The sequence below is a fragment of the Aliamphritea spongicola genome, assembly GCF_017051665.1.
Lineage (GTDB): Bacteria > Pseudomonadota > Gammaproteobacteria > Pseudomonadales > Balneatricaceae > Amphritea > Amphritea spongicola.
In genome coordinates this window covers 400,038-422,166 of sequence record NZ_JAFIDL010000002.1, presented here as the reverse complement: position 1 = coordinate 422,166, position 22,129 = coordinate 400,038, and the positions used below count along the sequence as shown (strand labels likewise).

Here is a 22,129-nt window from a genome sequence, read left to right as displayed (position 1 = left end):
TCTTAACCTTTCTTAACTTTTCTTTTACGGCTTACGCAGCATAATCTCCATTATCGGCCAGACCGTATCCAGCAATACCGGCTGGGCAATGACGTTAGGATGTAAACCGTCCGACTGCATCATTTTCGGGTCCAGGGCGACATTTTCTAACAGAAACGGCACCCGGTAGGTTTTATATTCCTTAGCCGCCTGTTCATAAAGTTTGAAGAAATTTTCGGTATAACGTGGTCCGTAATTAGGCGGCAAACGAATACCCAGTAATAACACCCGGGCACCGCTTTCAGTGGCTGTTGCCATGAGTTTACGGAGGTTTTTTTCAATGACCTTAACATTACCGCCGCGTAAACCGTCATTGGCCCCCAGCTCCAGAACGATGTAGTCCGGCTGGTGCCTGTCCAGCAATGCAGGCAGGCGGGTAAGTCCGCCGCTGAGTGTTTCGCCGCTGATACTGGCATTGACCACATCAACTTCGAAAAAATGCTCTGATAAACGCTCTTGCAGCAGGGCCACCCAGCCCTGCTGTTGCTGCATACCATAAGCAGCAGATAAGCTGTCTCCCAGTACCAGCATAGTTTTGGCACTGGCGCTGCTGCTAAATATGACTAACAGAAACAGTAAACGGTAAAACTTCATGTCGATGCCATCCTCTTTTGCGATTGATGCCCGCCAGCTGGCAAAAACCTTTACCAGCAGTGAAGGTGCGATAACACTTTTTAACGCACTCGATTTACAAATAAAACAGGGAGAACGGGTTGCCATTCTCGGTGCATCCGGCTCTGGCAAATCAACCCTGCTCAGCCTGTTAGCCTGTCTGGATACCCCCAGCGCCGGTACCATCTCCCTCGCGGGTACCGATTTAAACACGCTGGATAACGAAGCAAAAGCCCGCTGGCGTGCTGAGAATATCAGTTTTGTTTTTCAGTCCTTTCATCTGCTCAATGAACTGACCGCCCTGGAAAATGTTCAGTTACCACTGGATATTCAAGGGGTAGCCGACAGCCAGCAGCAAGCCGCTCACTGGCTGGAACAGGTTGGCCTCGGTGCCCGTATGAATCACCTGCCGGCGCAACTGTCCGGCGGGGAACGTCAGCGGGTTGCGATTGCCCGGGCATTTGTCACCCGCCCAAGCCTGCTGTTTGCCGATGAGCCCACCGGTAATCTGGACACCAAAACCGGCGAAAAGATCATTTCCCTGTTATTTGAGGTTAGCAAAGAAAGTGGTTCAACCCTGATCCTGATTACCCATGACCCGCAACTGGCGAACCGCTGTGACCGTCAGTTCCTCCTTGCCGACGGCCAGCTAACTGAGCAGAACCTATGAATCCGATCCGTACCCTTGCCTGGCGTCAGTTCCGCAGTCAGTGGCGTCGCAGCGACTGGCTGACCCTGCTGCTGGCCCTGTTTGTCATGACTTCACTGGTTACCCTGCTGACCACCACCAGCGACCGGATCTATTCCAGCCTGAGCCGTCAGGGGGCGGAACTGATGGGCGCGGATATGATCCTCAGCAGCAGCCGTCCGATTGAACTGAAACAGCGCACAGAATCGCTGGATCCGGCCCTGCAAACCACTACCCTGACCCAGTTCATCAGCATGGCCGAAACCGATGAACAAAACGTCCTCAGCACCATCCGGGCGGTTGATGCGCCTTACCCGCTGCGGGGGAAAATCACTACCCAACCTGCTGAACATCCGGCCACACCGGATATAAATACTGTCTGGGCTGAGCAGGCATTACTGGACCGGCTGAATATACAGCTGGGGGACAAAATTTATCTGGGCTACAGTGCATTTACCATCAGCCACGTACTGATCGACAGCCCGGTGCAGGGCGGCGGCTTCTCCCGTTTTAACCCGCAAATCCTGATGCGTGCCGATCAGTTGGAAGCAACCGGCATTATGGCACCCGGCAGCCGGGCCGGATTCCGGCTGATGGTTGCCGGCCCGCAACCCATGATCAACGCGCTGGAAGCACAGTGGCAGGAGACGTTACCGACCCATCAGCGAATTTTCAGTGCCAGTAAAGAACGGGAGATTGACGGTAATGCCATGGGCAATGCCAACCAGTACCTGAAACTCAGTGCACTGATGGCCATTCTGCTGGGAGCCGTTGCCATTCTGCTCAGCTTACAGCGCTATGCAGCCGACCAGCATAACCGCTGTGCGCTGCTGCTCAGCCTGGGTCTGTCGCCCCGCCAGTTAGGCTGGCTGTACACCCTGCAGTTATTTGCCGGCTGGCTGTTTGCAGCCGTGCTGGGGGCGCTGACCGGCTATCTGATGCATGAACTGCTGATCAGCCAGCTCAGTGAGTTTATCCGTAATCCGGCTCCGCTGGCCATCAGTTCAGTCATCACCAGCCCGTTACTGGCGCTGGTCATTCTGTTTGCGTTAGGCCTGCCGACACTCCTGCCACTGGGCAAGGTGACCATCATGCAGATGATCCGCTCAGACTCGGCCCAGCGCACCAGCCGGTGGCTGTATCTGATCTGTACAGCATTGCTGATTCTGGTCATCAGCCTTTACATCGGCTCTGTTACCCTGCCGTTACTGGCCACCACTGGCCTGCTGATACTCGGCTGGCTGGCCGGCTCACTGGCCCAGAAGGCTCTGCTGTTCAGCGCCGCTGCAGCCAAACACAAACTGCGGTTAAGCGCCCTGTTAACCCTGCGCCTGCGCCAGCAACGGCACTGGCACAAACTGCAGGCCGGTGTATTTTCTGTATTACTCGCGATCATGGCGGTGCTGCTGCTCACCCGCAACGAACTGCTCAATCAGTGGCAGGCACAGTTACCGAAAGATGCGCCTAATAACGTAGTGCTGAATATTCAGCCATGGGAAGGTGAGCGCTTCACCGCCTGGCTGGATGACAACCGGATCAACGCCAATATTTATCCTATGGTGCGGGGCCGGTTAACAGAAATTAATCAGCAACCAACCGCCAATGTGCTCAGCGAAGAACAGCAGAAGCACCATGCGCTGCAACGGGAACTGAACCTCACCTGGCGTTCAGAGCTGCCGGATCACAACAAGATTCTCAGCGGCGACTGGCACGGTGAAGAAGCAGGCATCTCAATTGAAGCGGAACTGGCCGACGAACTGGGCATCGTGCTGGGAGATGACGTTGGCTTCAGCATTGCCGGCCAGACCATCAGCGGCACAGTTACCAGTATCCGGGAAGTAAACTGGGATTCTTACCAGCCAACGTTCTACCTGATTTTTGCCCCGGGTATGCTCGATCAGCTACCTGCAACCCTGATTACCAGTTTCCAGCTGAAACCGGAGCAAAAGCACCTGAGTAACGCGCTGATTAAGGCCTTCCCCACGATCACGCTGATAGACATCGACCGGCTGATTGTCCGGGCACAGGGCATCATCGACAAGCTCAGTGCTGCGGCTACCCTGATCATGCTGTTAACCCTGCTAAGCGGGGGCATCATGCTGGTGACGATTCTGCAGCAGGAACTGGCACAACGCCGCTATGAAGGGGCAATGCTGCAAACCCTCGGGGCATCAGCAAAACAAACCCTGCAACTGGACCGGCTGGAATTTACCCTGCTGGGCCTGACCTGTGGCTCCATCGCAATCCTGATTGCCGAACTGTTGCTGGGGCTGATCAATGTGCTGGTGTTTGAGCTGGATGTGACACTGCATCCCTGGATGTGGCTCAGCCTGCCACTGATTGCCACGGCAATTTTTGCCGGACTAGGCAGCCTGATTCGCGGTAACCTCAGCCTCACCGACAGCTATAACCTGCTCAAATCAGGTTAAGCGCGCACCGAACCCACTGCAGTTATCCCGCAGAAATACCGGGATATCTGTGGTGGGCGGTTCAATCCCTAACTGATAGAACACCCCTTCAATATGTCCCCGGTGATAGGATGTGTGATTCACTACGTGCTGTATCATTGCCGCCCGGGTCATATTCCCGGTGCCCCCACCAATAAACTCAAACTCAATCACTTCACAGGACTGTGCCCGGCTTAAATGGGTTACATATTCGACAAACCAGTCATCCAGCTCCGCCTGAAGGTGACTGAGTTCAGCAAAAGAACAGGCCGGAGGATTGCGCTGCTGATAATCATGAGACCCATCGGTCATATGCTGTTGCCAGACCACATCCATGGCATACACGTGATGCAACAGGTTCAGAATACTGCCGAACAGCATGGGCCTTTGCCGTTCGACTTCGCCTTCAGGAAGTCCGGCTACCGCCTGATAAAACACCCGATTAGACCAGGCCATATAGCGGCATAAGCCATGTAAGTCTGTCAGCATAATTTCCTCCTGGCATGATTATAGTGAACCTACCAGAAACAGAATCGCCAGAAAGCTGATCAAACGACCAATCAACACCAATAAAATCAGATCCGGCCAGACGTCCGCATCACTGAAATGCTTAAGCAAATAAAACAGCACTACCAACGATAGCACCCACCCCAGTATCGGAACCGGCAATAAAGCCACTAACGAAGCAGCAAATACTGCGATCACAATTTCCGTAAACCGTAGCTGTACTGACAGAACCTTGCTCGCCAGCCATAAAGCAACACCGCTGAATAATGCATCCAGCAATAAACTCAACAGTAAATCCATTACCCACTCCTTTTTCTGCCTAACTCAGATAATAGCCACTCAGATCAATGTTTTCTTGTCACCGCTCAGGCAATATAAATCGAAATCAATCGCGTTAGCGTTTTTTGACATTATTTTCACACCGTCACTGAGAGACTGAGCTCTAATCGTTTATCCGGCCAATACATGATCAGGATCAATTACCAATTAAAAATCCTATTGCGAATCATTCTTGTTTCAATTAATCTTCCGCCTACTATTACGCATACCAATGCTACTCACAGGAAGATAGAACAATGAAAAAGCTTTTCGCACCGGCCGCTCTGACGGTTGCAATGCTGGCTGCTGGTGGCCAGGCATTTGCTAAAGATGTATCTGCCCAGGCAGTTCTGGATAACTATGCAAACATTGCTCAGGCAAAGTATGAAGACTCTCTGAATACTGCAATGGATCTGCAGAGCAGCATCGAAAAGCTGTTGGCTAACCCGTCTGACGCAACACTGAAAGCTGCCCGTGAAGCCTGGATCGCTGCACGTGTACCTTACCAGCAGTCTGAAGTTTACCGTTTCGGTAACGCAATCGTTGATGACTGGGAAGGCAAGGTAAACGCATGGCCACTGGATGAAGGCCTGATCGACTACGTTGACGCTTCAAGCTACGGCGAAGAGTCTGACGAAAACCCGGCTTACGCAGCGAACGTAATCGCTAACGCTAAGCTGAACGTTGGTGGCGTTGAAATCGACGCTACAACTATTACACCGGCCCTGATTGCTGAACAACTGCAGGAAGTAGACGGTGTTGAAGCCAACGTTGCAAGCGGCTACCACGCAATCGAATTCCTGCTGTGGGGCCAGGACCTGAACGGCAACGAAAAAGGTGCCGGTAACCGTCCTGCTACTGATTTTGATGTAAACAACTGCACCGGTGGTAACTGCGACCGTCGTCGTGACTACCTGCAGGCTGCAACGACTCTGATGATCTCTGATCTGAAAGAAATGGTTGCTAACTGGGAAGCCGATGGCGCTGCCCGTAAGGATCTGATGGCTAAGGGTGAAAAAGGCGGCCTGTCTACCATGCTGACCGGCATGGGTTCCCTGGCATACGGCGAACTGGCGGGTGAGCGCACCAAGCTGGGTCTGATGCTGCACGATCCGGAAGAAGAGCATGATTGCTTCTCTGATAACACTCACTGGTCTCACTTCTATGACGCGAAAGGCATCATGAACGTATACGAAGGTTCTTACACCCGCGTAAACGGTCAGGTGGTTTCCGGTCCTAGCCTGTCTGATCTGGTTGCTGCCAAGGCACCTGAGCTGGACAAAGAGATGCAGATGAAACTGAAGAAAACTCAGGATGCGATGCAGGTCATGGCTGACCGCGGTGAAGCCGGTGAAACCTTCGACGTACTGATCGGCGCAGGTAACACTGAAGGCAACCAGATCGTACAGAACGCTGTTGATGGCCTGGTTGATGAAACCAAGACCATTGAAAAGATCATCGGCGCGCTGGATCTGGACGGTATCGAACTGGAAGGTTCTGATAGCCTGGACAACCCGTCTCTCGTATCAAACTAAAACCCGAAAGGCCTGCACTGTCAGGAAGACAGTGCAGCACCTGTATAAGAGTGTGAATCACTAAACGATGTCTGATTCTCAATCCTTTGCAGGCTATCGCGGAAATAAACCGGTCAATGTTGTATTGACCGGTTTTTCTGTTTTATTAGCCTCTGCATTTTCATTATCAGTGGCGGCCTCTGCACCTGCAAACAGTGTCCAGATGCCACCTGACTTCAGCCAGCCACAGGCCGGTGAACACTTGCCCGGCGGCAGTGCATCCACCAGCAAAAAAGCCAGCCGTGATCTGTTTATGCAGCCTTCGGGCAATATGGCTTTTAATAAAAAACTCGATTTCAAACTGGGCAACGGTATCTTCCGTAAACTGTGGGTATCTTCTCCGTCATCCACCACTGCCAGCGACGGCCTGGGCCCGCTTTACAACGCCCGCTCATGTATGGGCTGCCACGTTCGCGACGGCCGGGGACACACCCCTACCGGCAACTGGCCAGAAGATAATGCCATCTCCATGCTGATGCGCCTGAGCATTCCGCCTCAGAACGAAGCACAGCAAGCTCAGCTCAGCAGCGGTTATATGGGCGTAATTCCTGAGCCCACATACGGCGGCCAGTTACAGGATTTCGCCGTCACCGGCATCGATGCCGAAGGCCGCATCCATACTACTTACACCCCGGTCACCGTGACCCTTAACGGCGGTGAGCAGGTTGAACTGCGCAAACCTGAGTACCGGGTCACCGATCTCAGTGCAGGCCCTTTGCATCCGGACACCATGCTCTCTGTCCGCATTGCTCCGCCTATGATTGGTCTGGGTCTGCTGGAAGCCATCAGCGAAGCGGACATTCTCAGCTGGGCAGATCCTGACGACGCAGATAATAACGGCATTTCCGGCCGGCCAAACAGGGTCTGGAATGTGGTTGAAAACAAGCCGACGCTGGGCCGCTATGGCTGGAAAGCCGGTAATCCAACCCTGGATCAGCAAAACAACGGCGCCTTCAATAATGACATTGGTATATCCACACCGATGATGCAGGCAGCCTATGGCGACTGCACTGAAGCCCAGAAGGTATGCCGCGAATTACCCGACGGCAACACCCCGGCTCAGGATAACGCTGAAGCCTCCCAGCAAATGATCGACTGGCTGCTGTTCTATACCAGCAATCTGGCCGTCCCAGTTCGCCCGGATGCAGCCAAGCCTGAAGTACTGGCCGGCAAGCAGGTCTTTTTCGACAGCGGCTGTGCAGACTGCCACCGGCCGAATTACCAGACCACCACCCGGGCAGATATGCCGGAACAGTCAGATCAGCTGATCTGGCCATACAGTGATCTGCTGCTGCATGACATGGGTGATGCTTTAGCCGATAATCGCCCGGAATTTGCAGCCTCTGGCCGTGAATGGCGTACCCCGCCACTATGGGGCATTGGCTATACCAAAACCGTCAGCGAAGAAGCTCACTATCTGCATGACGGCCGGGCCCGCACATTGCTTGAAGCCGTTCTCTGGCACGGCGGTGAAGCGGAAGCCGCGAAACAAAAGGTTATCGCCATGGCGAAACCACAAAGGGACAATCTGATCACATTCCTGGAGTCACTATGATCAAACGCGCAATTACACTTTCACTGTTATGCAGCGGCCTGCTGAGTCAGGTACAGGCAGCCACTGCACCCAGCGATGCCCAGTGGCGCAACCTCAACCAGACCATCGTGACCCGGCACGTACTGCCCCGCTATCAGAACTTTGCTGATGCCACTGCGCAAATGGCAGCCAGCAGCGAAGCGCTTTGTCAGGATGCCACTGCTGAAAATCTCAGCGCGGCGCAGCAAAGCTATCATCAGGCGATGGACGCCTGGCAGGGTATTCAGCATGTCCGCTTCGGACCCATCGAAAACCTGATGCGCAGCTTCAGTGTGCAATACTGGCCGGACAAAAAAAACCTCACCGGTAAGCACATTAACGGCCTGCTGAAAAAGCAGGATGAAACCAGTCTGACGCCGGAGTTTTTCCGCAACGCCAGCATCGCCGTAAAAGGCCTGCCGGCGGTGGAACGCCTGCTGTTTGATAAAGCCGGCCTGCCCGCCTTTGCAGACAACAGCTACCAGTGCCGCCTAAACGCATCCATCAGCCAGTATCTGGCAGATCTGGGCAAGCATACCGCTATGGAATGGCAGGACTATGCCACCAGCTTCAGTTCACCGGGGGATGGCATCAGCTATTACGATACCGATGTTGAAGCCAGCACCGACCTGATGAAAGCCCTGGTTGAACCGGTGGAAGTGATCCGTGACCTGAAAATACTGCGCCCGCTGGGTACCGCGGCAAAAGACGTCAACGGTAAGGTAAAACCCCGCCGCAGCGAGTCCTGGCGCAGCAGCCGTTCCCTGCGAAACATCGAAGTGAATGTCGCCACCCTGCATGACCTGTATTCCGGTCAGGGAGAAGACAGCTTCAAAGCACTGCTCAGTGCAGCCGGCCATCAGGATCTGGCTGACAGCATCGAAGCAAACTTCATTTCTGTTGAAAAAGAGCTGCAAACCATTCCGGCCCCAATGTTCAGTACCCTTGAACAGCCGATAACCCAGCAGCAATTCCGGGACCTTTCCGCCAATATGAAAACCCTCCAGTACGCACTCAGCGATGCTGTTCAGCTACTGGACCTGCAATTAGGATTCAACAGCCGTGACGGCGATTAACCGCAGAAAGTTCTGCCAGTTACTGGCGGCAGGTACCCTCCTGCCGTCACTGAGCATGTCTTCAGTACTGGCAGCAACCGGTAAGACCCCGCTGTTCGCCTCAGCGGCAAAAGCCGGAGATAACGATTACCGGCTGTATGTGGCTGCCACCGATGGCAGCTTACTGCTGGATCATAAGCTGCCCACCCGGGCTCACCATGTTGAAGCGCATCCGCACCGGCCAATCCTTGCCTGCACGGCACGCCGGCCGGACACCTTCATTGATATTGTGGATTATCAGCAGGGTAAACTGATCCGCCGGATTGAATCCGGCGAAGGCCGGCATTTCTTTGGCCATTCAGTTTTTACCCCGGACGGCGAATTCCTGATCAGCAGTGAAAACAACATTGCCGACGGTCAGGGACGGATTGTTATCCGCCGGGCATCCGGCCTGTTTACCACCGTTGCTGATATGCCATCCGGCGGAATTGGCCCCCATGAAATCAAGCTACTACCAGCAAACAGCCAGACGCTTATGATTGCCAACGGCGGCATTCTGACCCACCCGGATCAGGGCCGTAAAAAGCTCAATCTCGATACCATGCAGCCATCGCTGGCTGCGCTGAACCTGCGCAGCGGACAGATCGAAGAACAGCAGATGCTGCCAGAAGCGTTCCATCAGCTGAGTATCCGCCATATCGATACCAATCAGCGTAATGAAACCATCATTGCACTGCAGTATCAGGGCAAAGAAGATAACCCGCCACTGGTGGCGATCCATCGACCCGGTCAGCCTCTGAAGCTGCTGGCGGCACCTGAACCGGTGGACATCGCCATGAAACGCTATTGCGGCAGCGCCCGGTTTGACAGCAGCGGGCAGTATGCGGCGATATCCTCTCCGCGGGGCAACCTGATCACTTTCTGGGACTTGCACAGCGACAGTTATCATTCGATGATAAACAGCCCGGATGGCTGCGGCCTGGCTGCTACCGCTAATCCCGGGGAATTTATCATTACCACCGGACGGGGCATATGCCAGCAGCACAACCTGCTGAACGGATCCACTCAACGGATTTCTCTGGCACAGCGACCGGCCTGGGATAACCACATGGTCACCCTGTAGCCTCAGGAACTTTTCCGGTGCGGAGCAGCTCCATAGGCTAACGGGGTCCGTACACATACAGGCCCCTGAAACTAACAGCTGTAAGACTGCCTGACTGAACAGGAAACACTGATGCGGTATCTGAAAATCATCACCCTGAGCACGCTGGCTCTGATGCTCAGCGGCTGCGATAACGAAGGCGAGTTTAACCTTGCCAGCGCGATCGCCAGCGGTGTGACGGTTTATCAGGCAGCCACGCTGGAAGAACAGGACGTTATTCAGGCCGCGCAACTGAGTGCGGCTGAACTGGATAAGAAAAACCGCGTCGCCCCGGCCAACAGCCCCTATAGCAAACGCTTACAGCGCATTGTTAAAGGGCTGGAAGTCGTCGATGGACAGCGCATGAATTACCGGGTCTATCTCAGCCCGGCGGTAAACGCCTTTGCCATGGCTGACGGCACCATCCGGGTTCACTCCGGCCTGCTGGATGCCATGCCGGATGATCAGGTTCTGGCGGTTATCGGTCATGAAATCGGCCACGTCCGGTTACAGCACAGCTACCAGCGCATGCGGAAGCAGTTACTCACTAACGCAGTCTTCCAGGCCGCGGATTCCGCCGGGGGAGATATTGCCTCTCTTAGTAACTCACAGCTGGGGGAACTGGCCTATCAGGCCATTAATGCGCAGTTCTCTCAGGCGGATGAACTGGCGGCAGACAGCTACGCGCAACAAATCCTGAAACAGCTTAACCAGGATCCTCAGGCAATGGCCCGTTCTATTGCTACCCTGCAGAGTAAATACGGCCGTGGCGGCGGCTTTCTCAGCAGCCATCCCTCGAACCCTAAACGTTTAGAAAATCTACAAAAAGTCATTAACTAAACGTTTCCAAAACAAACCCTTAGCAGCAAAAACCCAATTTGGGTAATCGTTATTTTCCTTCCGAAAAGAATTCACTAACAATGGCTGCCTCTGATGAAAAAACAACCAGATCAGCTCAGTATTTTTTGCAGTATACGGGGCAGTTTAACGCCATATTTGGAAGACACTGATGACCCTTAATCTGACCCGGCTACACAGACTGTTTTGCAACAGTTTCCTGATACTCCTGACCCTCTTTCTGGTCAGCGCCTGCAAGCAGGAAACCCCTGAAGAAAAAGCCATGCGCATGGCCCCCACACTGACTGAGCAAAACATGCGCAAGTTTGTCTCAATCGCCGGCAAAGACTACAACAATATCCTCGGTCAGCTGGAAAAAGCCTACGGTAAATATAAGGCCGAAAATGACTCGCTTGGCTTCATCGGCTACCGCAACACCCAATGGACCTGGGAGTACATCGAATTAAAACGACACTATGCGGCAGTACTGGAAAAAAACCGTAAATTTGTTGCCAGTCATTCGCTGCAACCGGTATTTGATGAGTACGAGGGTATCCTGCACATCGGACTGGATCTGAAACACGCCCTGTCGGAAGGCAATAAACGTCGCGAGCGGCGGGCCTTTGAAAGCATCAAACGGGGCAAAATCGTGATGGCGAAAACCCTGTTGAAAGTCAGCCAGGCGAAAGCCGGCTGACACCCGAAAAACAGAAAAACGGTGCTTTATGCACCGTTTTTTTTACAGAAGAGAACCGTTACGCTGCTGTTTCTGCTTTTGCCGGCGCTGCTTTATCGCTGCGGCCACCGACCTGATACCAGTCGACTTTCCGGGTCATGATCATACTGATGGCCAGTATCGCAAAGATCAGCACCGAGCCCATCAGCAGGGCATAATCCTCGGAAGAAATAATCACAAACAGCAATCCGTAAAGCGCTGACAGCCCCGCCGCAAAACTGACACCCCGTAGCAGACTCTTCAGCACTGCACTGAGGTATATGCCTAGCAATCCGGTACAGGCCAGTGTCGCCAGTAAATATGCCAGAGCAAAGCTGATGTGTTCACTCAGGGAAATCAGCAGCATATAAAACAGTGCCAGTGCCATACCCACCATGCCATACTGCACCGGGTGAATCTGCAGTTGTTTAAGCACTTCGAACAGGAAGAACACAATGAAGGTTACGCCGATAAACAGCAGCCCGTACTTAATAGAACGTTCCGCCTGAACGTACATATCCACCGGCTGAATAAAGTCAGCGCCCACCGCGTAATCAGAGAACAGACAGTAATTTCCGTTCAGGCATTCCTTAGCCACCGACTGTAAATCCGCCGAGAACGGTGACGTACTCCAATCCGCCGCAAAGCCATTCTCGCTGAGGGTGTAATTTTCCGGCAGGTAGCGGCCGGTAAAACTCGGATGCTGCCAGTCAGACTGCATGCTGATACGGTTATAGTCACCCACGGGGGTCAGTAATAGCCGCTCCATGCCACGGATCTGCATCGCTACACTGAAATCAACGGTCTGCGTCAGACTGGCTGAAAATGCAGGAATCGCCCCGTGTACTCCCTGACTGTGGGATGCCAGCTGGCTGCCCGGCTGAATATTCAGACTCTGTTGCTGCCACTGAACAGAAGGCTCATCCACAATGCCCCGCATATCGGACACCATGATAGATAACGTTGCCTTTCCCCAACTCAGAGTACCCTGATACTCTTCTTCCAGCTGTTTTTTATGGCTGAGCAAACCGGCATTAGTAAAGCGCCCCTGCATGTCCAGACGGGTCTTATACACCGGCACTTCATAGATACCCCGCTGGCGGGTACTGGTGCCCACCACCGCCTCACTGTTGAGCTGTTCCGGCAACAGCAGATAGCGGCCGCTGCGTTTCTTGTCTGTCAGTTGGTAGCTTTTGGTTTTATCGTCCCAGACCTTCGCCTGATAACTCAGGGACCAGGGAATAATCACCACAGGCCCTGTCACCACCTGCTCACCGGTAAAGGTGGTGGCTATATCCCGGATCACCTGATCCCGGTAGCCGATGCGCTCATAAATCACATCCTGCTCGAGCAACAACGGAATCCATAAAAGAACCCCCAGCAAGGCCAGGGCCAGTATTTTCTGCGCCAAACGTTTAGTCATAACTGATCTCCTTATAAATATGGAGCCAGTATGGGCAGGCAATATGGGGATTATGTGTGGTGAATATGTGCTTTAGATGTGGAATTAACTGACGGGTATCCGAATCCGCGCCAGCACGCCACCTTCAGGCCGGTTAGTGAGGTTCAAATCTGCCGAATGCAACTTGGCAATCTGCTCAACAAAACTCAGCCCCAGCCCTGTGCTGCGTTGCCCGGTTGCAGGTCGCGGTAAAGAATAAAAACGCTGCCAGATTTTATCCAGCGCATAATCCGGAATGCCGCTGCCCTCATCGGTGATATCCAGGGTCAGCAAACCATCGGAAGCTGCATTGAGCTGTACCGAAATTGTGCTGTCAGCAGGGCTGAAATCCAGTGCATTTTCCAGCAGATTACGCACCGCTTGTGCCAGCAACAGCGCATCTCCGGACACACAGAAGACACCACCTTCAGGATGGCAACTGAAGGTTAACCCCACCTGCCGCTGCGCGGCCAGCCACTGTAACTGGTCCAGCTCCTGTTGTATAAGTTCATTCAGCTGCAATGTCTGTGGTTGCTCAAGCTGCTGACGGTTTTCCAGCCGGGCCAGTGATAAAACCTGATCCACCAGCGCACGTAAGCGCTTACTTTCAAGTTCGATATTCGCCGCCAGCTTCTGCTGCATCTGCGGGTCATTCACCTGTGGAATCAGTTCAGCCGCTCCCTGTAACGCGGTCAGCGGGCTCTTCATTTCATGGGTCAGGCTCAGGGTATAACTCTCGATATATTGCTTACCGTCCAGCGCGGTGCGCATTTCATCCATCGCCTGTGCCAGTACCGCCAGATCCGGATCACTGAGCGTTGGCGGCTGAACCGTTTCACCGGCACCGGTACGGCGGGCATAGCTGACCAGTTTGCCAATACTCAGACTCAGCCAGGTAGACAGCAACGCCCCCAGTATCGCCGCCAGCACCAGTAACCAGACGCCCATGGAACGGATGTTATCCCGGGCCAGCTGCCAGAAAGGTTCCACACTGATATTGGATTTACCCACCGACAGCACCCCCAGAATCTGCCGGGGTTCGGTACCGTCCTGCCGGGCATACACCGGCGCGCTGATATACATCACCGAGCTGAATTCATCACCGGGATTTTCCTGAGTGCTGCGGGCACCGTACTGACCTCTCAAGGTCAGATAGACATCATTCCAGCGGCTGTAATCTGCCCCGAGATCCCGGCCGGCGGAATCAAACACCACCTTACCGGTGGCATCAGTTACGTATACTCGCAGCACGGTGGCGGTTTTTTTATGGGACCATATCGTGGCATTGATGGGCCGGCGTAATGTGCTGTCCAGTACCTGAGACAACTGCTCAAGCTGCAACGGTTGCTCTGGTGTCGCCGGTGCCACGTATTCCGCCAGTATATTCGCGGTGTCTACCAATGCAGTTTCCATTGCCTGTCGCAGACCCGGTTTAATTTCCCCCAGCAGGGTATTGAGTAACAGGTAAATGCCCAGCCCAAGGATGGCAAAATACGCCAGAAACAGCTTTACACCAAAGCGGTTCAGCCCCAGACCGGCAATCAGCTTGCTCATCAGCCTGATACCGTCAGGCTGTAACCCAGCCCACGGTGGGTCTGGATAGAATCATCGTCAGGATCAACCTGTTTAAGCTTGGCCCGCAGGCTTTTGATATGGGTATCCACGGAACGCTCCAGACTCACCTGAGGATGTTCCCAGGCCGCATGCATCAGTTGCCCGCGGCTGAATACCTGCCCCGGATGGGCTGCCAGGGTCTGCAGCATCAAAAATTCAATACGGGTCAGGTTCAGCACCTGCCCCCTGAACTGAATGGATGCATGAAGAGAATCCACCACAAAAGGCATGCTGACCGCAGCCGGTGAAGACGGGGTTGCTGGCCGTGCACGGCGTAATATGGCTTTCACCCGGGTAGTCAGCTCACGGGGGCTGAACGGCTTGGTAACATAGTCATCTGCCCCCAGTTCCAGCCCCAGAATACGGTCGATCTCATCGGCCCGGGCGGTCAGAAAAATCAGTGGGATATCGGATTCACGGCGAATTGCCTTACAGAGCTCGAAACCATTCATATCCGGCAGGCCAACATCCACAATGGCCAGCTCAAACGGTTCCGCTTGCAGACGCGCCAGTGCCTCGCTGGCCAGCACACAGTGTTCGCTGCTGAAGCCTTCCAGTTGCAGGGCAACGCTGATGTTGTCAGCAATAGATACTTCGTCTTCGACAATCAGAATCCGTTTCACTTCAGCTCTCCTGATTATCCTGCCATTCACGGCGCAGCTGCGAATAAATACACATATCGTGCAGGCGGCCTTTTGAATAGGCAGCTTCCCGGCAAACACCCTCGCGGGTGAAGCCCAGCTTCTCAGCTACTTTCAGTGAGCCCGCGTTATCCACAGCAATGCGCAGTTCAAGCCGGTTCACCTGACTGGCCTCAAACAGATAATCCCGTAACAGCCTCAGCGCTTCGCTGGCATAGCCCTTACCCCGCCGGGCTCCGCTGAAGATCTGATAGCCTATTTCGGTGGCATCAAAATACGGGACCGACTTGAACGCCCAGATATACCCCAGCATCTCACCGTCCGAGGCAACAATCAGATAACGCTGATAGTCCGGGCCGATCAGGCCGTCTTTGGCAAAATCCTGCCGCAGCTGAGTTTCCGAAGGCATAATCACCGGCAAAAACTCACCCAGACTTTGCATATCACTCAGGTGTGCAAAAAAGGTTTCCAGATCAGCTTCCCGGACAGCGCGGACAGTTAAAAGATCAGATGAAATCATATAGCGGGCATCCCTGTGTTCACGGCCTGTTATTCACCGTATGCTTCTTCACGGTGCTGATCTTTAAGCTTCACATAATTTCCGGCGGTATAGGTAAAAAAGCTGATTTCTTTTTCGGTCAGCGCCCGTACCTGCTTCACCGGCCGGCCCACATACAGGTAACCGCTTTCCAGTGTTTTGCCCGGCGGCACCAGACTGCCAGCACCGATAATCACTTCGTCTTCCACCACCGCGCCATCCATCACCATAGCGCCCATACCGATCAGAACCCGGTCACCGATGGTGCAACCATGCAGCATGGCCTGATGCCCGATAGTCACGTCAGAGCCGATCAGCAGCGGATAGCCCCCCGGGTTGTAATCACTGGCGTGGGTAATATGCAGTACGGAGCCGTCCTGCACACTGGTGCGGTCGCCAACCCTGATTCGGTGCATATCGCCGCGAATAACCGTCAGCGGCCAGACGGATACATCATCCCCCAGTTCAACATCCCCCAGCACAACCGCACTGGGATCAACGAATACCCGTTCCCCTAATTTTGGTGTCATACCTTGGAAAGTGCGTACATTCATGCTGTTATACCCCTGTCTGCTGTATCAGGATTACCGCTTGCCACTGATAACGAATATGACGGCAACGGAACCCAGGTTATTTGTCACAATCATAAGACCAAGTCCCTGATTGAAAAAAGTCTTTTTGCCCTTACATAAAAGAGAACAGGCCTGCCACCACATTCAGCCGGACCAACCCGGCCACCATCAGGCAAGGCGATTTCTTATTTACCGGAGCTAGTATATGTCGAATCCTCTGCTGCAAAACAATCTGTTACCTCCATTCAGCACCCTGCAGCCGGACCAGATCGAACCGGCCATTGATCAGTTACTGGCCGACAACCGTCAGCAACTGGAAACCATTCTGAACAACCTGACTGCCCCCAGCTGGGAAAATCTGGTTGCCCCGCTGGAAGCCCTGAATGACCGCCTGTCACAGGCCTGGTCACCGGTATCCCACATGAATGCCGTGGTGAACAGCGATGCCCTGCGGGATGCGTACAATGCCTGCCTGCCCAAGCTGTCCCAGTACTGGACCGAAATGGGCCAGCATCAGTCACTGTATGAAGCCTTCAAAGCCCTGCGGGAATCCGATGTCTATCCGGTGCTGAACGAAGCCCAGCAAAAAGTTATCAACAACGCCCTGCGGGACTTCACCCTCAGCGGTATCGCCCTTGAAGATAAAGATAAACAACGCTACGCCGAATTACAGCAACGCCTGTCTGAGCTGACCACCAAGTTCTCTGAAAACCTGATGGATGCAACGGACGGCTGGAGCAAACTGCTGACCGACGAAGCCGAACTGGCCGGCCTGCCGGAAATGGCCATTGCCGCCGCCAAACAGCAGGCAGAAGCTAAAGATAAAGAAGGTTGGATGATCACCCTGGACTTCCCGTCCTACTTCCCGGTCATCACCTATGCGGATAACCGTGAACTGCGCCGCGAAGTCTACGAAGCCTTTGCCACCCGGGCATCTGATCAGGGCCCCCACGCTGGCAAATGGGATAACTCCCCGCTGATGACCGAAATTCTGGAACTGCGCAGCGAACTGGCGCAGCTGCTGGGCTTTGCCAACTACGCCGAATATTCTCTGGCCACCAAAATGGCCGAGAACACCTCACAGGTTATCCACTTCCTGGAAGATCTGGCGGCAAAAAGCCTGCCGGTGGCCCGTCAGGAACTGGAAGAACTGACTGAGTTTGCCCAGGAACAGCAGGGGCTGGATAAACTGGAAGCCTGGGATATCAGCTATTACGGCGAAAAACTCAAGCAGGATCGCTACGCCATCTCCCAGGAAGAACTGCGTCCGTACTTCCCTATGTCGAAAGTACTCAGCGGCCTGTTTCAGGTAACCGGCAAACTGTTCGACATTGAAATTGAAGAAGTCACCGAGTTTGACAGCTGGCATAAAGATGCCCGCCTGTTTAACGTCATCCGTGGCAGCGAGACCATTGCCCGCTTCTACCTTGACCCGTTCGCCCGGGAGAAAAAGCGTGGCGGTGCCTGGATGGACGAATGCCGTGTACGCCGCCGTCTGAACGACGGTGCCATTCAGCTGCCGGTTGCTTATCTGGTCTGTAACTTCAACTCACCGGTGGGGGATAAACCTGCACTGCTGACCCACAACGAAGTCACCACCCTGTTCCATGAATTCGGTCACGGTCTTCACCATATGCTGACCAAAATCGAATCCGCCGATGTCAGCGGCATCAACGGCGTCGCCTGGGATGCGGTTGAGCTGCCGAGCCAGTTCCTGGAAAACTGGTGCTATGAGCCTGAAGCGCTGGCGCTGATCTCCGGACATTATGAAACCGGCGAAACCCTGCCACAGGACATGCTGGATAAAATGCTGGCAGCGAAGAACTTCCAGTCTGGCATGATGATGGTTCGTCAGTTGGAGTTCTCCCTGTTCGACTTCCGTCTGCACGCGGAATATCAGCCAGGTGAGACAGACGTACAGGCGGTTCTGAACGACGTGCGCAGCAAGGTTGCTGTCATAAAAGCACCGGAATTTAACCGTTTCCAGCACAGCTTCTCGCACATTTTTGCCGGCGGTTACGCCGCAGGCTACTATAGCTATAAATGGGCAGAGGTTCTGTCGGCCGATGCATTCTCCCGTTTCGAGGAAGAAGGCATCTTTGACCCGCAGGCAGGTCGCGATTTCCGCAGCAACATTCTGGAAATGGGCGGCTCCCGCGAACCGATGGAACTGTTCACCGCTTTCCGTGGCCGGCCACCGGAAGTTGATGCACTGCTGCGTCATTCCGGGATCGTCAGCCAGCAAAACTGAGAACACTATGACGATTGTTAAACGTTTTATCGCCGGGGCTGTTTGTCCCCGGTGCGCTGAAATGGACACCCTGAAAATGTACCGGGCAGACGGCCGCGAATACCGTGAATGTGTGCGCTGTGATTTTGAAGACTCCATGGCGATGGACGGTTCCGACCAGCCAACTGAAGAAATGCAGACCCGGGTGAACCGGGGCGGCAAGGTTGAACTGGAACCGGCGCAGCCACTGATGTTTCACCCAAATCCTGGCAGCAAACACTGATTATCGGCTAAGCCGTACAACTCCCTGACTTCAGATAAGGATATTTAGCATGTGCCAACGCTGTGCCTGGTCCACCGCGACTGAACTGGAAACCCGCTACCATGATGAAGTCTGGGGTGTACCGCAAACCGATGACCAGACCCTGTTCGAATACCTGATTCTGGAAAGCGCGCAGGCGGGGCTGAGCTGGCGTACCATCCTAGAAAAACGGGAAGGTTACCGCCACCAGTATGAGGGGTTTGATCCTGTAAAAGTGGCTGCTTTTGATGAAGCCAAAATCGAATCCATGCTGCAGGATGCCGGCATTGTGCGCCACCGGGGCAAACTGGAAGCATCGGTAAAGAACGCGAAAGTGTTTCTTAAACTGCAGGAAGAACATGGCAGCTTTGCCAAATATATCTGGCAGTTTGTCGACTACAAACCGGTACAGAACAGCTGGAAGGACATGAGCGAAGTACCGGGTTCCACCCCGGAATCAGTCGCGATGAGTAAAGCACTGAAGAAACTCGGTATGAACTTTGTCGGCCCAACCATCTGCTACGCCTTTATGCAGGCAACCGGCATGGTGAATGATCACGAAGTCAGCTGCATTCGCTACCAGCCCTGCCAGCAACTGGCGGAAAGCTTCGCCCTCTGAGACACTGCAACCGGCCGGATTATTGTCCGGCCTGTTCACTCACCAGAAATCGGCAACTCAATTCTGATCCGTAACACCCCGGGCCTGATCAGCTCAGCGAATACTTCCCCTCGGTGACAGGCCACGATCTGCCTAACCAGTGTCAGTCCAATGCCCAGCCCGCCTGAACGGCGGCTGCGACTGCTGTCTGCCCGATAAAACGGCTGGAACAGCTGAGCCAGATCATCAGGGGTTAAATCTGCACCATCATTTTCCACACAGATAACGGCCCGCTGTTCGGTAAGTGTCAGGCTGGCCTGTATATAGCTCTGGTGATACTGCACGGCATTATCAAGCAAATTCCCCAGTACTCTGCGCAGCAAACCGCTGTCACCCGGCGTCAGAATATCCTGTTCAGGCAACCGGATCGCCAGTGCTGGCGTTGTTTCATAATCAGCACCGCACTGAGCCAGTATCTCATTCAGTGAGACCGGATAAACCGACAGGGTGTCCCGGTCCATCCGGCTCAGTTCAAGGATCTGTTCAGAAGTTTGCTGTAATTCATCCACATAATTATCGACCCTTTCCAGCCCCTGCCAGAGGGACTCTCCTTCCTTGCCACGTAACATATCCAGGGCAAAACGGATCCGGGCAATCGGGGTACGCAACTCATGGGGGATCGCCGCAATCATGACCTGCTGTTCAGTCAGGGTGGTATCCAGTCGTTGTGCCATGCCGTTAAAGGCCGTCACAATATTTGGAATCAGCTTACCGTGCTCCGGCGCCAGACGAACCCGGGGATCCTGACTGAATCCCTCCATTGCTTTTTCAAGCGCCCGCATCGGCCGGCCAAAGGCATACAGCAGATAACCGATGCCCAGCAGCATCGCCAGAAGAATGACCACCAGAGGGCCTGCAAACAACAGCAGCACCGCAAACTCAGCCCGGCTTTCATCCACCAGCTCGCTGTCACCCTCTTCATAGAGTACCAGCCAGCCAGGCAGAGGGCTGGCAAAATAACTGAAGTACATGTTGTCTTCATCAACCCGGAAATGGCCACCCTGACCACCCGGGGCGGTGAACGGCAGAGCGTCCACCGGCAGTTCAGAGGCCTCTATCAGTGAAGGGGTCAGCTCAAAGAAGCTGTCGTAGCGCTCAATACTGCTCTGCCACTGTGCAAATGGCTGTTCTTTCAGCAGACCATATACCAACCGGTTCTCCAGCGAGCTTTCTTCCTGATACTCTATTTCACTGAAAGCATTGAATGCCGGATCAATAACAAAGGTCACCAGACTCACTATACCCAGCACAATAATGCCGCAGATACCGAGAACTGTTTTGAAAAAAAGCCTGCGCATAAATCGCTACCACTTACCCATTGACTGAATGCCAGCCCCAGAATAACAAACATGACCCACCAATAGTCACGCATATTATTCCTCCGGGAGATCCCCTGAAGCGGCGCAGGCTGAAACGGTTTAGCCCACAACCCGGTGGCCACGGCCGGCCATACACTCAAGCACGATATTTTTACGCTCATCCCGGGTATCCCAGGCACGGCCACCGGCACTGACCGCGCCACCAACCAGCGCACCGCCAACAATATCACCGGTATCACCGCCAATCGCACCGATAACAGCCCCGATACCTGCACCAAGAAGGGCTTCAGACTTGGTATCGTCATTAAGATATTCACGCTGCTCAGCAAGTTTTTTGCAGTCCGCCAGGTCGTCATAAAATAACGCATCCTTTGGTCCGTCAACGATCGGTTCATAATCGGCAGCGGTGTTAGCACAACCACTCAGAAACATTGTCATTATCAGGCTGGTTGCCAGGGTCAGATTCGTTTTAGAATACATTTTCATCATGTCCTGCAGTTCAGGCATCTGTCACAGATGCCGGTTAACATTTGCAGCCAATGATACTCAGCCGAAGCAAATGCTTCCGTTGCAGAAACGTGTGTAAGTGTAAGCATTTGTAAGCAGGAGAAACGCCATGCGCGATACCCGCGTATTACTGGTTGAAGATGACGCCCCGCTGGCAGAAATGATGCAAACCTTTCTCGAAGAAGAAGGTTTTAGCGTACATTGTTGCCATAACGGTGATGACGCCTGTTATACACTCGACCGGGAAAGTTTTGATCTGGCCATACTCGATCTGATGCTACCTGGCCGGGACGGACTGGAAATCTGCCGACACCTGCGTAAAACCAGTGATATTCCGGTACTGATGCTGACCGCCAAAGACGACGATATGGTTGCCACCGCCTCTCTTCAGTTAGGTGTGGATAACTATCTGCAAAAGCCGGTCCGGCCGCACTTGTTACTTGCCCACATTGAAGCACTGCTTCGCCGCAGCTATCCGGCCAATACACCGGTTCAGGATATTCATATTAACCCCACCACCTATACCGCCAGCCTTAAAGGCACCGCCCTGGAGCTGACCAGTGGTGAATATGAACTGCTGGCCTATCTCTGTGAACGAGCCGGTGAAATCATCTCCCGGGAACAACTCTATCAGGACATTCGCGGTATTCCGTTCGACGGTACCGACCGGGCTATCGACCTACGCATTTCCACCCTGCGCAAAAAACTCAATGACGATCAGCCCCCTTACCGCTACATCAAAACCGTGCGCAGCAAAGGTTATCTGCTGGCACTGTAATCCGGCTTCATAAGCCCCAGCCTG

The 22,129-nt window shown here is 53.8% G+C and carries 22 protein-coding genes; 12 read left to right on the top strand and 10 right to left on the bottom strand.

Annotation, left to right across the window (positions count from 1 at the left end; all coding sequences use genetic code 11):
* Positions 1 to 24: 24 nt before the first annotated feature.
* Complete coding sequence (locus JYB63_RS08510) at positions 25 to 633, bottom strand: arylesterase (RefSeq protein WP_205657429.1); 609 nt, start codon at positions 631 to 633, stop codon at positions 25 to 27.
* Between JYB63_RS08510 and JYB63_RS08505 the strand changes: the two genes are divergently transcribed.
* Positions 632 to 1,321 (top strand): ABC transporter ATP-binding protein, encoded by a 690-nt coding sequence (locus JYB63_RS08505; RefSeq protein WP_243431881.1) that lies wholly within the window; start codon positions 632 to 634, stop codon positions 1,319 to 1,321. The genes JYB63_RS08510 and JYB63_RS08505 overlap by 2 nt on opposite strands.
* Positions 1,318 to 3,768, top strand: a complete 2,451-nt coding sequence (locus JYB63_RS08500) for an ABC transporter permease (protein ID WP_205657428.1) — start codon at positions 1,318 to 1,320, stop codon at positions 3,766 to 3,768. Before JYB63_RS08505 ends, JYB63_RS08500 begins: the two co-directional genes overlap by 4 nt.
* Here JYB63_RS08500 and JYB63_RS08495 read toward each other — a convergent pair.
* Complete coding sequence (locus tag JYB63_RS08495) at positions 3,760 to 4,275, bottom strand: DinB family protein (protein ID WP_205657427.1); 516 nt, start codon at positions 4,273 to 4,275, stop codon at positions 3,760 to 3,762. The genes JYB63_RS08500 and JYB63_RS08495 overlap by 9 nt on opposite strands.
* Positions 4,276 to 4,293: 18 nt before the next feature.
* A complete protein-coding gene (locus JYB63_RS08490; RefSeq protein ID WP_205657426.1) occupies positions 4,294 to 4,593 on the bottom strand; it encodes a hypothetical protein in 300 nt (99 codons plus the stop codon).
* 275 nt (positions 4,594 to 4,868) lie between these two features.
* On the opposite strand from JYB63_RS08490, the gene JYB63_RS08485 reads away from it, so the two are divergent.
* The 6 genes from JYB63_RS08485 to JYB63_RS08460 all read left to right on the top strand — a co-directional run bounded on the left by JYB63_RS08485 (position 4,869) and on the right by JYB63_RS08460 (position 11,488).
* On the top strand, positions 4,869 to 6,146 hold the full coding sequence (locus tag JYB63_RS08485) for an imelysin family protein (RefSeq protein ID WP_205657425.1): 1,278 nt from the start codon (positions 4,869 to 4,871) through the stop codon (positions 6,144 to 6,146).
* 67 nt (positions 6,147 to 6,213) lie between these two features.
* Entirely contained in the window at positions 6,214 to 7,740 is a 1,527-nt protein-coding gene (locus JYB63_RS08480) for a di-heme oxidoreductase family protein (RefSeq protein ID WP_243431880.1), read from the top strand.
* A complete protein-coding gene (locus JYB63_RS08475) occupies positions 7,737 to 8,834 on the top strand; it encodes an imelysin family protein (protein ID WP_205657424.1) in 1,098 nt (365 codons plus the stop codon). The genes JYB63_RS08480 and JYB63_RS08475 overlap by 4 nt, the downstream gene beginning before the upstream one ends.
* A complete protein-coding gene (locus JYB63_RS08470; protein ID WP_336510864.1) occupies positions 8,821 to 9,936 on the top strand; it encodes a DUF1513 domain-containing protein in 1,116 nt (371 codons plus the stop codon). Before JYB63_RS08475 ends, JYB63_RS08470 begins: the two co-directional genes overlap by 14 nt.
* 111 nt (positions 9,937 to 10,047) lie before the next feature.
* Positions 10,048 to 10,794 carry a M48 family metallopeptidase gene (locus JYB63_RS08465; RefSeq protein ID WP_205657423.1) on the top strand — a complete coding sequence of 249 codons (747 nt, stop codon included), beginning with the start codon at positions 10,048 to 10,050 and terminating at the stop codon, positions 10,792 to 10,794.
* A 169-nt stretch (positions 10,795 to 10,963) separates the two neighbouring features.
* Positions 10,964 to 11,488: a hypothetical protein gene (locus tag JYB63_RS08460; protein ID WP_205657422.1), complete on the top strand. Its 525-nt coding sequence runs from the start codon at positions 10,964 to 10,966 to the stop codon at positions 11,486 to 11,488.
* Positions 11,489 to 11,546: 58 nt separating this feature from the next.
* Here the strand turns inward: JYB63_RS08460 and creD are convergent, their stop codons facing one another.
* The 5 genes from creD to JYB63_RS08435 form a co-directional block, all read right to left on the bottom strand.
* Positions 11,547 to 12,929, bottom strand: coding sequence for a cell envelope integrity protein CreD (gene creD, locus JYB63_RS08455; protein WP_205657421.1), 1,383 nt, complete (start codon positions 12,927 to 12,929; stop codon positions 11,547 to 11,549).
* A gap of 84 nt (positions 12,930 to 13,013) precedes the next feature.
* The gene (creC, locus tag JYB63_RS08450; protein WP_205657420.1) at positions 13,014 to 14,501 is read right to left on the bottom strand and encodes a two-component system sensor histidine kinase CreC; all 1,488 of its coding nucleotides are present in this window, start codon (positions 14,499 to 14,501) and stop codon (positions 13,014 to 13,016) included.
* Positions 14,501 to 15,184, bottom strand: coding sequence for a two-component system response regulator CreB (creB, locus tag JYB63_RS08445; RefSeq protein WP_205657419.1), 684 nt, complete (start codon positions 15,182 to 15,184; stop codon positions 14,501 to 14,503). The genes creC and creB overlap by 1 nt, the downstream gene beginning before the upstream one ends.
* A gap of 1 nt (position 15,185) precedes the next feature.
* Positions 15,186 to 15,722, bottom strand: a complete 537-nt coding sequence (locus JYB63_RS08440) for a GNAT family N-acetyltransferase (RefSeq protein ID WP_205657418.1) — start codon at positions 15,720 to 15,722, stop codon at positions 15,186 to 15,188.
* 29 nt (positions 15,723 to 15,751) lie between these two features.
* Entirely contained in the window at positions 15,752 to 16,294 is a 543-nt protein-coding gene (locus tag JYB63_RS08435; RefSeq protein WP_205657417.1) for a gamma carbonic anhydrase family protein, read from the bottom strand.
* Between the two features lie 223 nt (positions 16,295 to 16,517).
* On the opposite strand from JYB63_RS08435, the gene prlC reads away from it, so the two are divergent.
* The 3 genes from prlC to JYB63_RS08420 are packed head-to-tail and all read left to right on the top strand — an operon-like array spanning position 16,518 to position 19,462.
* Positions 16,518 to 18,563, top strand: coding sequence for an oligopeptidase A (gene prlC / locus JYB63_RS08430; protein ID WP_205657416.1), 2,046 nt, complete (start codon positions 16,518 to 16,520; stop codon positions 18,561 to 18,563).
* A complete protein-coding gene (locus JYB63_RS08425; RefSeq protein WP_336510863.1) occupies positions 18,520 to 18,825 on the top strand; it encodes a YheV family putative zinc ribbon protein in 306 nt (101 codons plus the stop codon). Before prlC ends, JYB63_RS08425 begins: the two co-directional genes overlap by 44 nt.
* A 49-nt stretch (positions 18,826 to 18,874) precedes the next feature.
* On the top strand, positions 18,875 to 19,462 hold the full coding sequence (locus JYB63_RS08420; protein WP_205657414.1) for a DNA-3-methyladenine glycosylase I: 588 nt from the start codon (positions 18,875 to 18,877) through the stop codon (positions 19,460 to 19,462).
* Between the two features lie 35 nt (positions 19,463 to 19,497).
* Here the strand turns inward: JYB63_RS08420 and JYB63_RS08415 are convergent, their stop codons facing one another.
* A complete protein-coding gene (locus JYB63_RS08415; protein ID WP_205657413.1) occupies positions 19,498 to 20,799 on the bottom strand; it encodes a sensor histidine kinase in 1,302 nt (433 codons plus the stop codon).
* Between the two features lie 120 nt (positions 20,800 to 20,919).
* Entirely contained in the window at positions 20,920 to 21,300 is a 381-nt protein-coding gene (locus JYB63_RS08410) for a hypothetical protein (protein WP_205657412.1), read from the bottom strand.
* Between the two features lie 136 nt (positions 21,301 to 21,436).
* Between JYB63_RS08410 and JYB63_RS08405 the strand changes: the two genes are divergently transcribed.
* The gene (locus tag JYB63_RS08405) at positions 21,437 to 22,105 is read left to right on the top strand and encodes a response regulator transcription factor (protein WP_205657411.1); all 669 of its coding nucleotides are present in this window, start codon (positions 21,437 to 21,439) and stop codon (positions 22,103 to 22,105) included.
* The last annotated feature ends 24 nt before the right edge of the window (positions 22,106 to 22,129 follow it).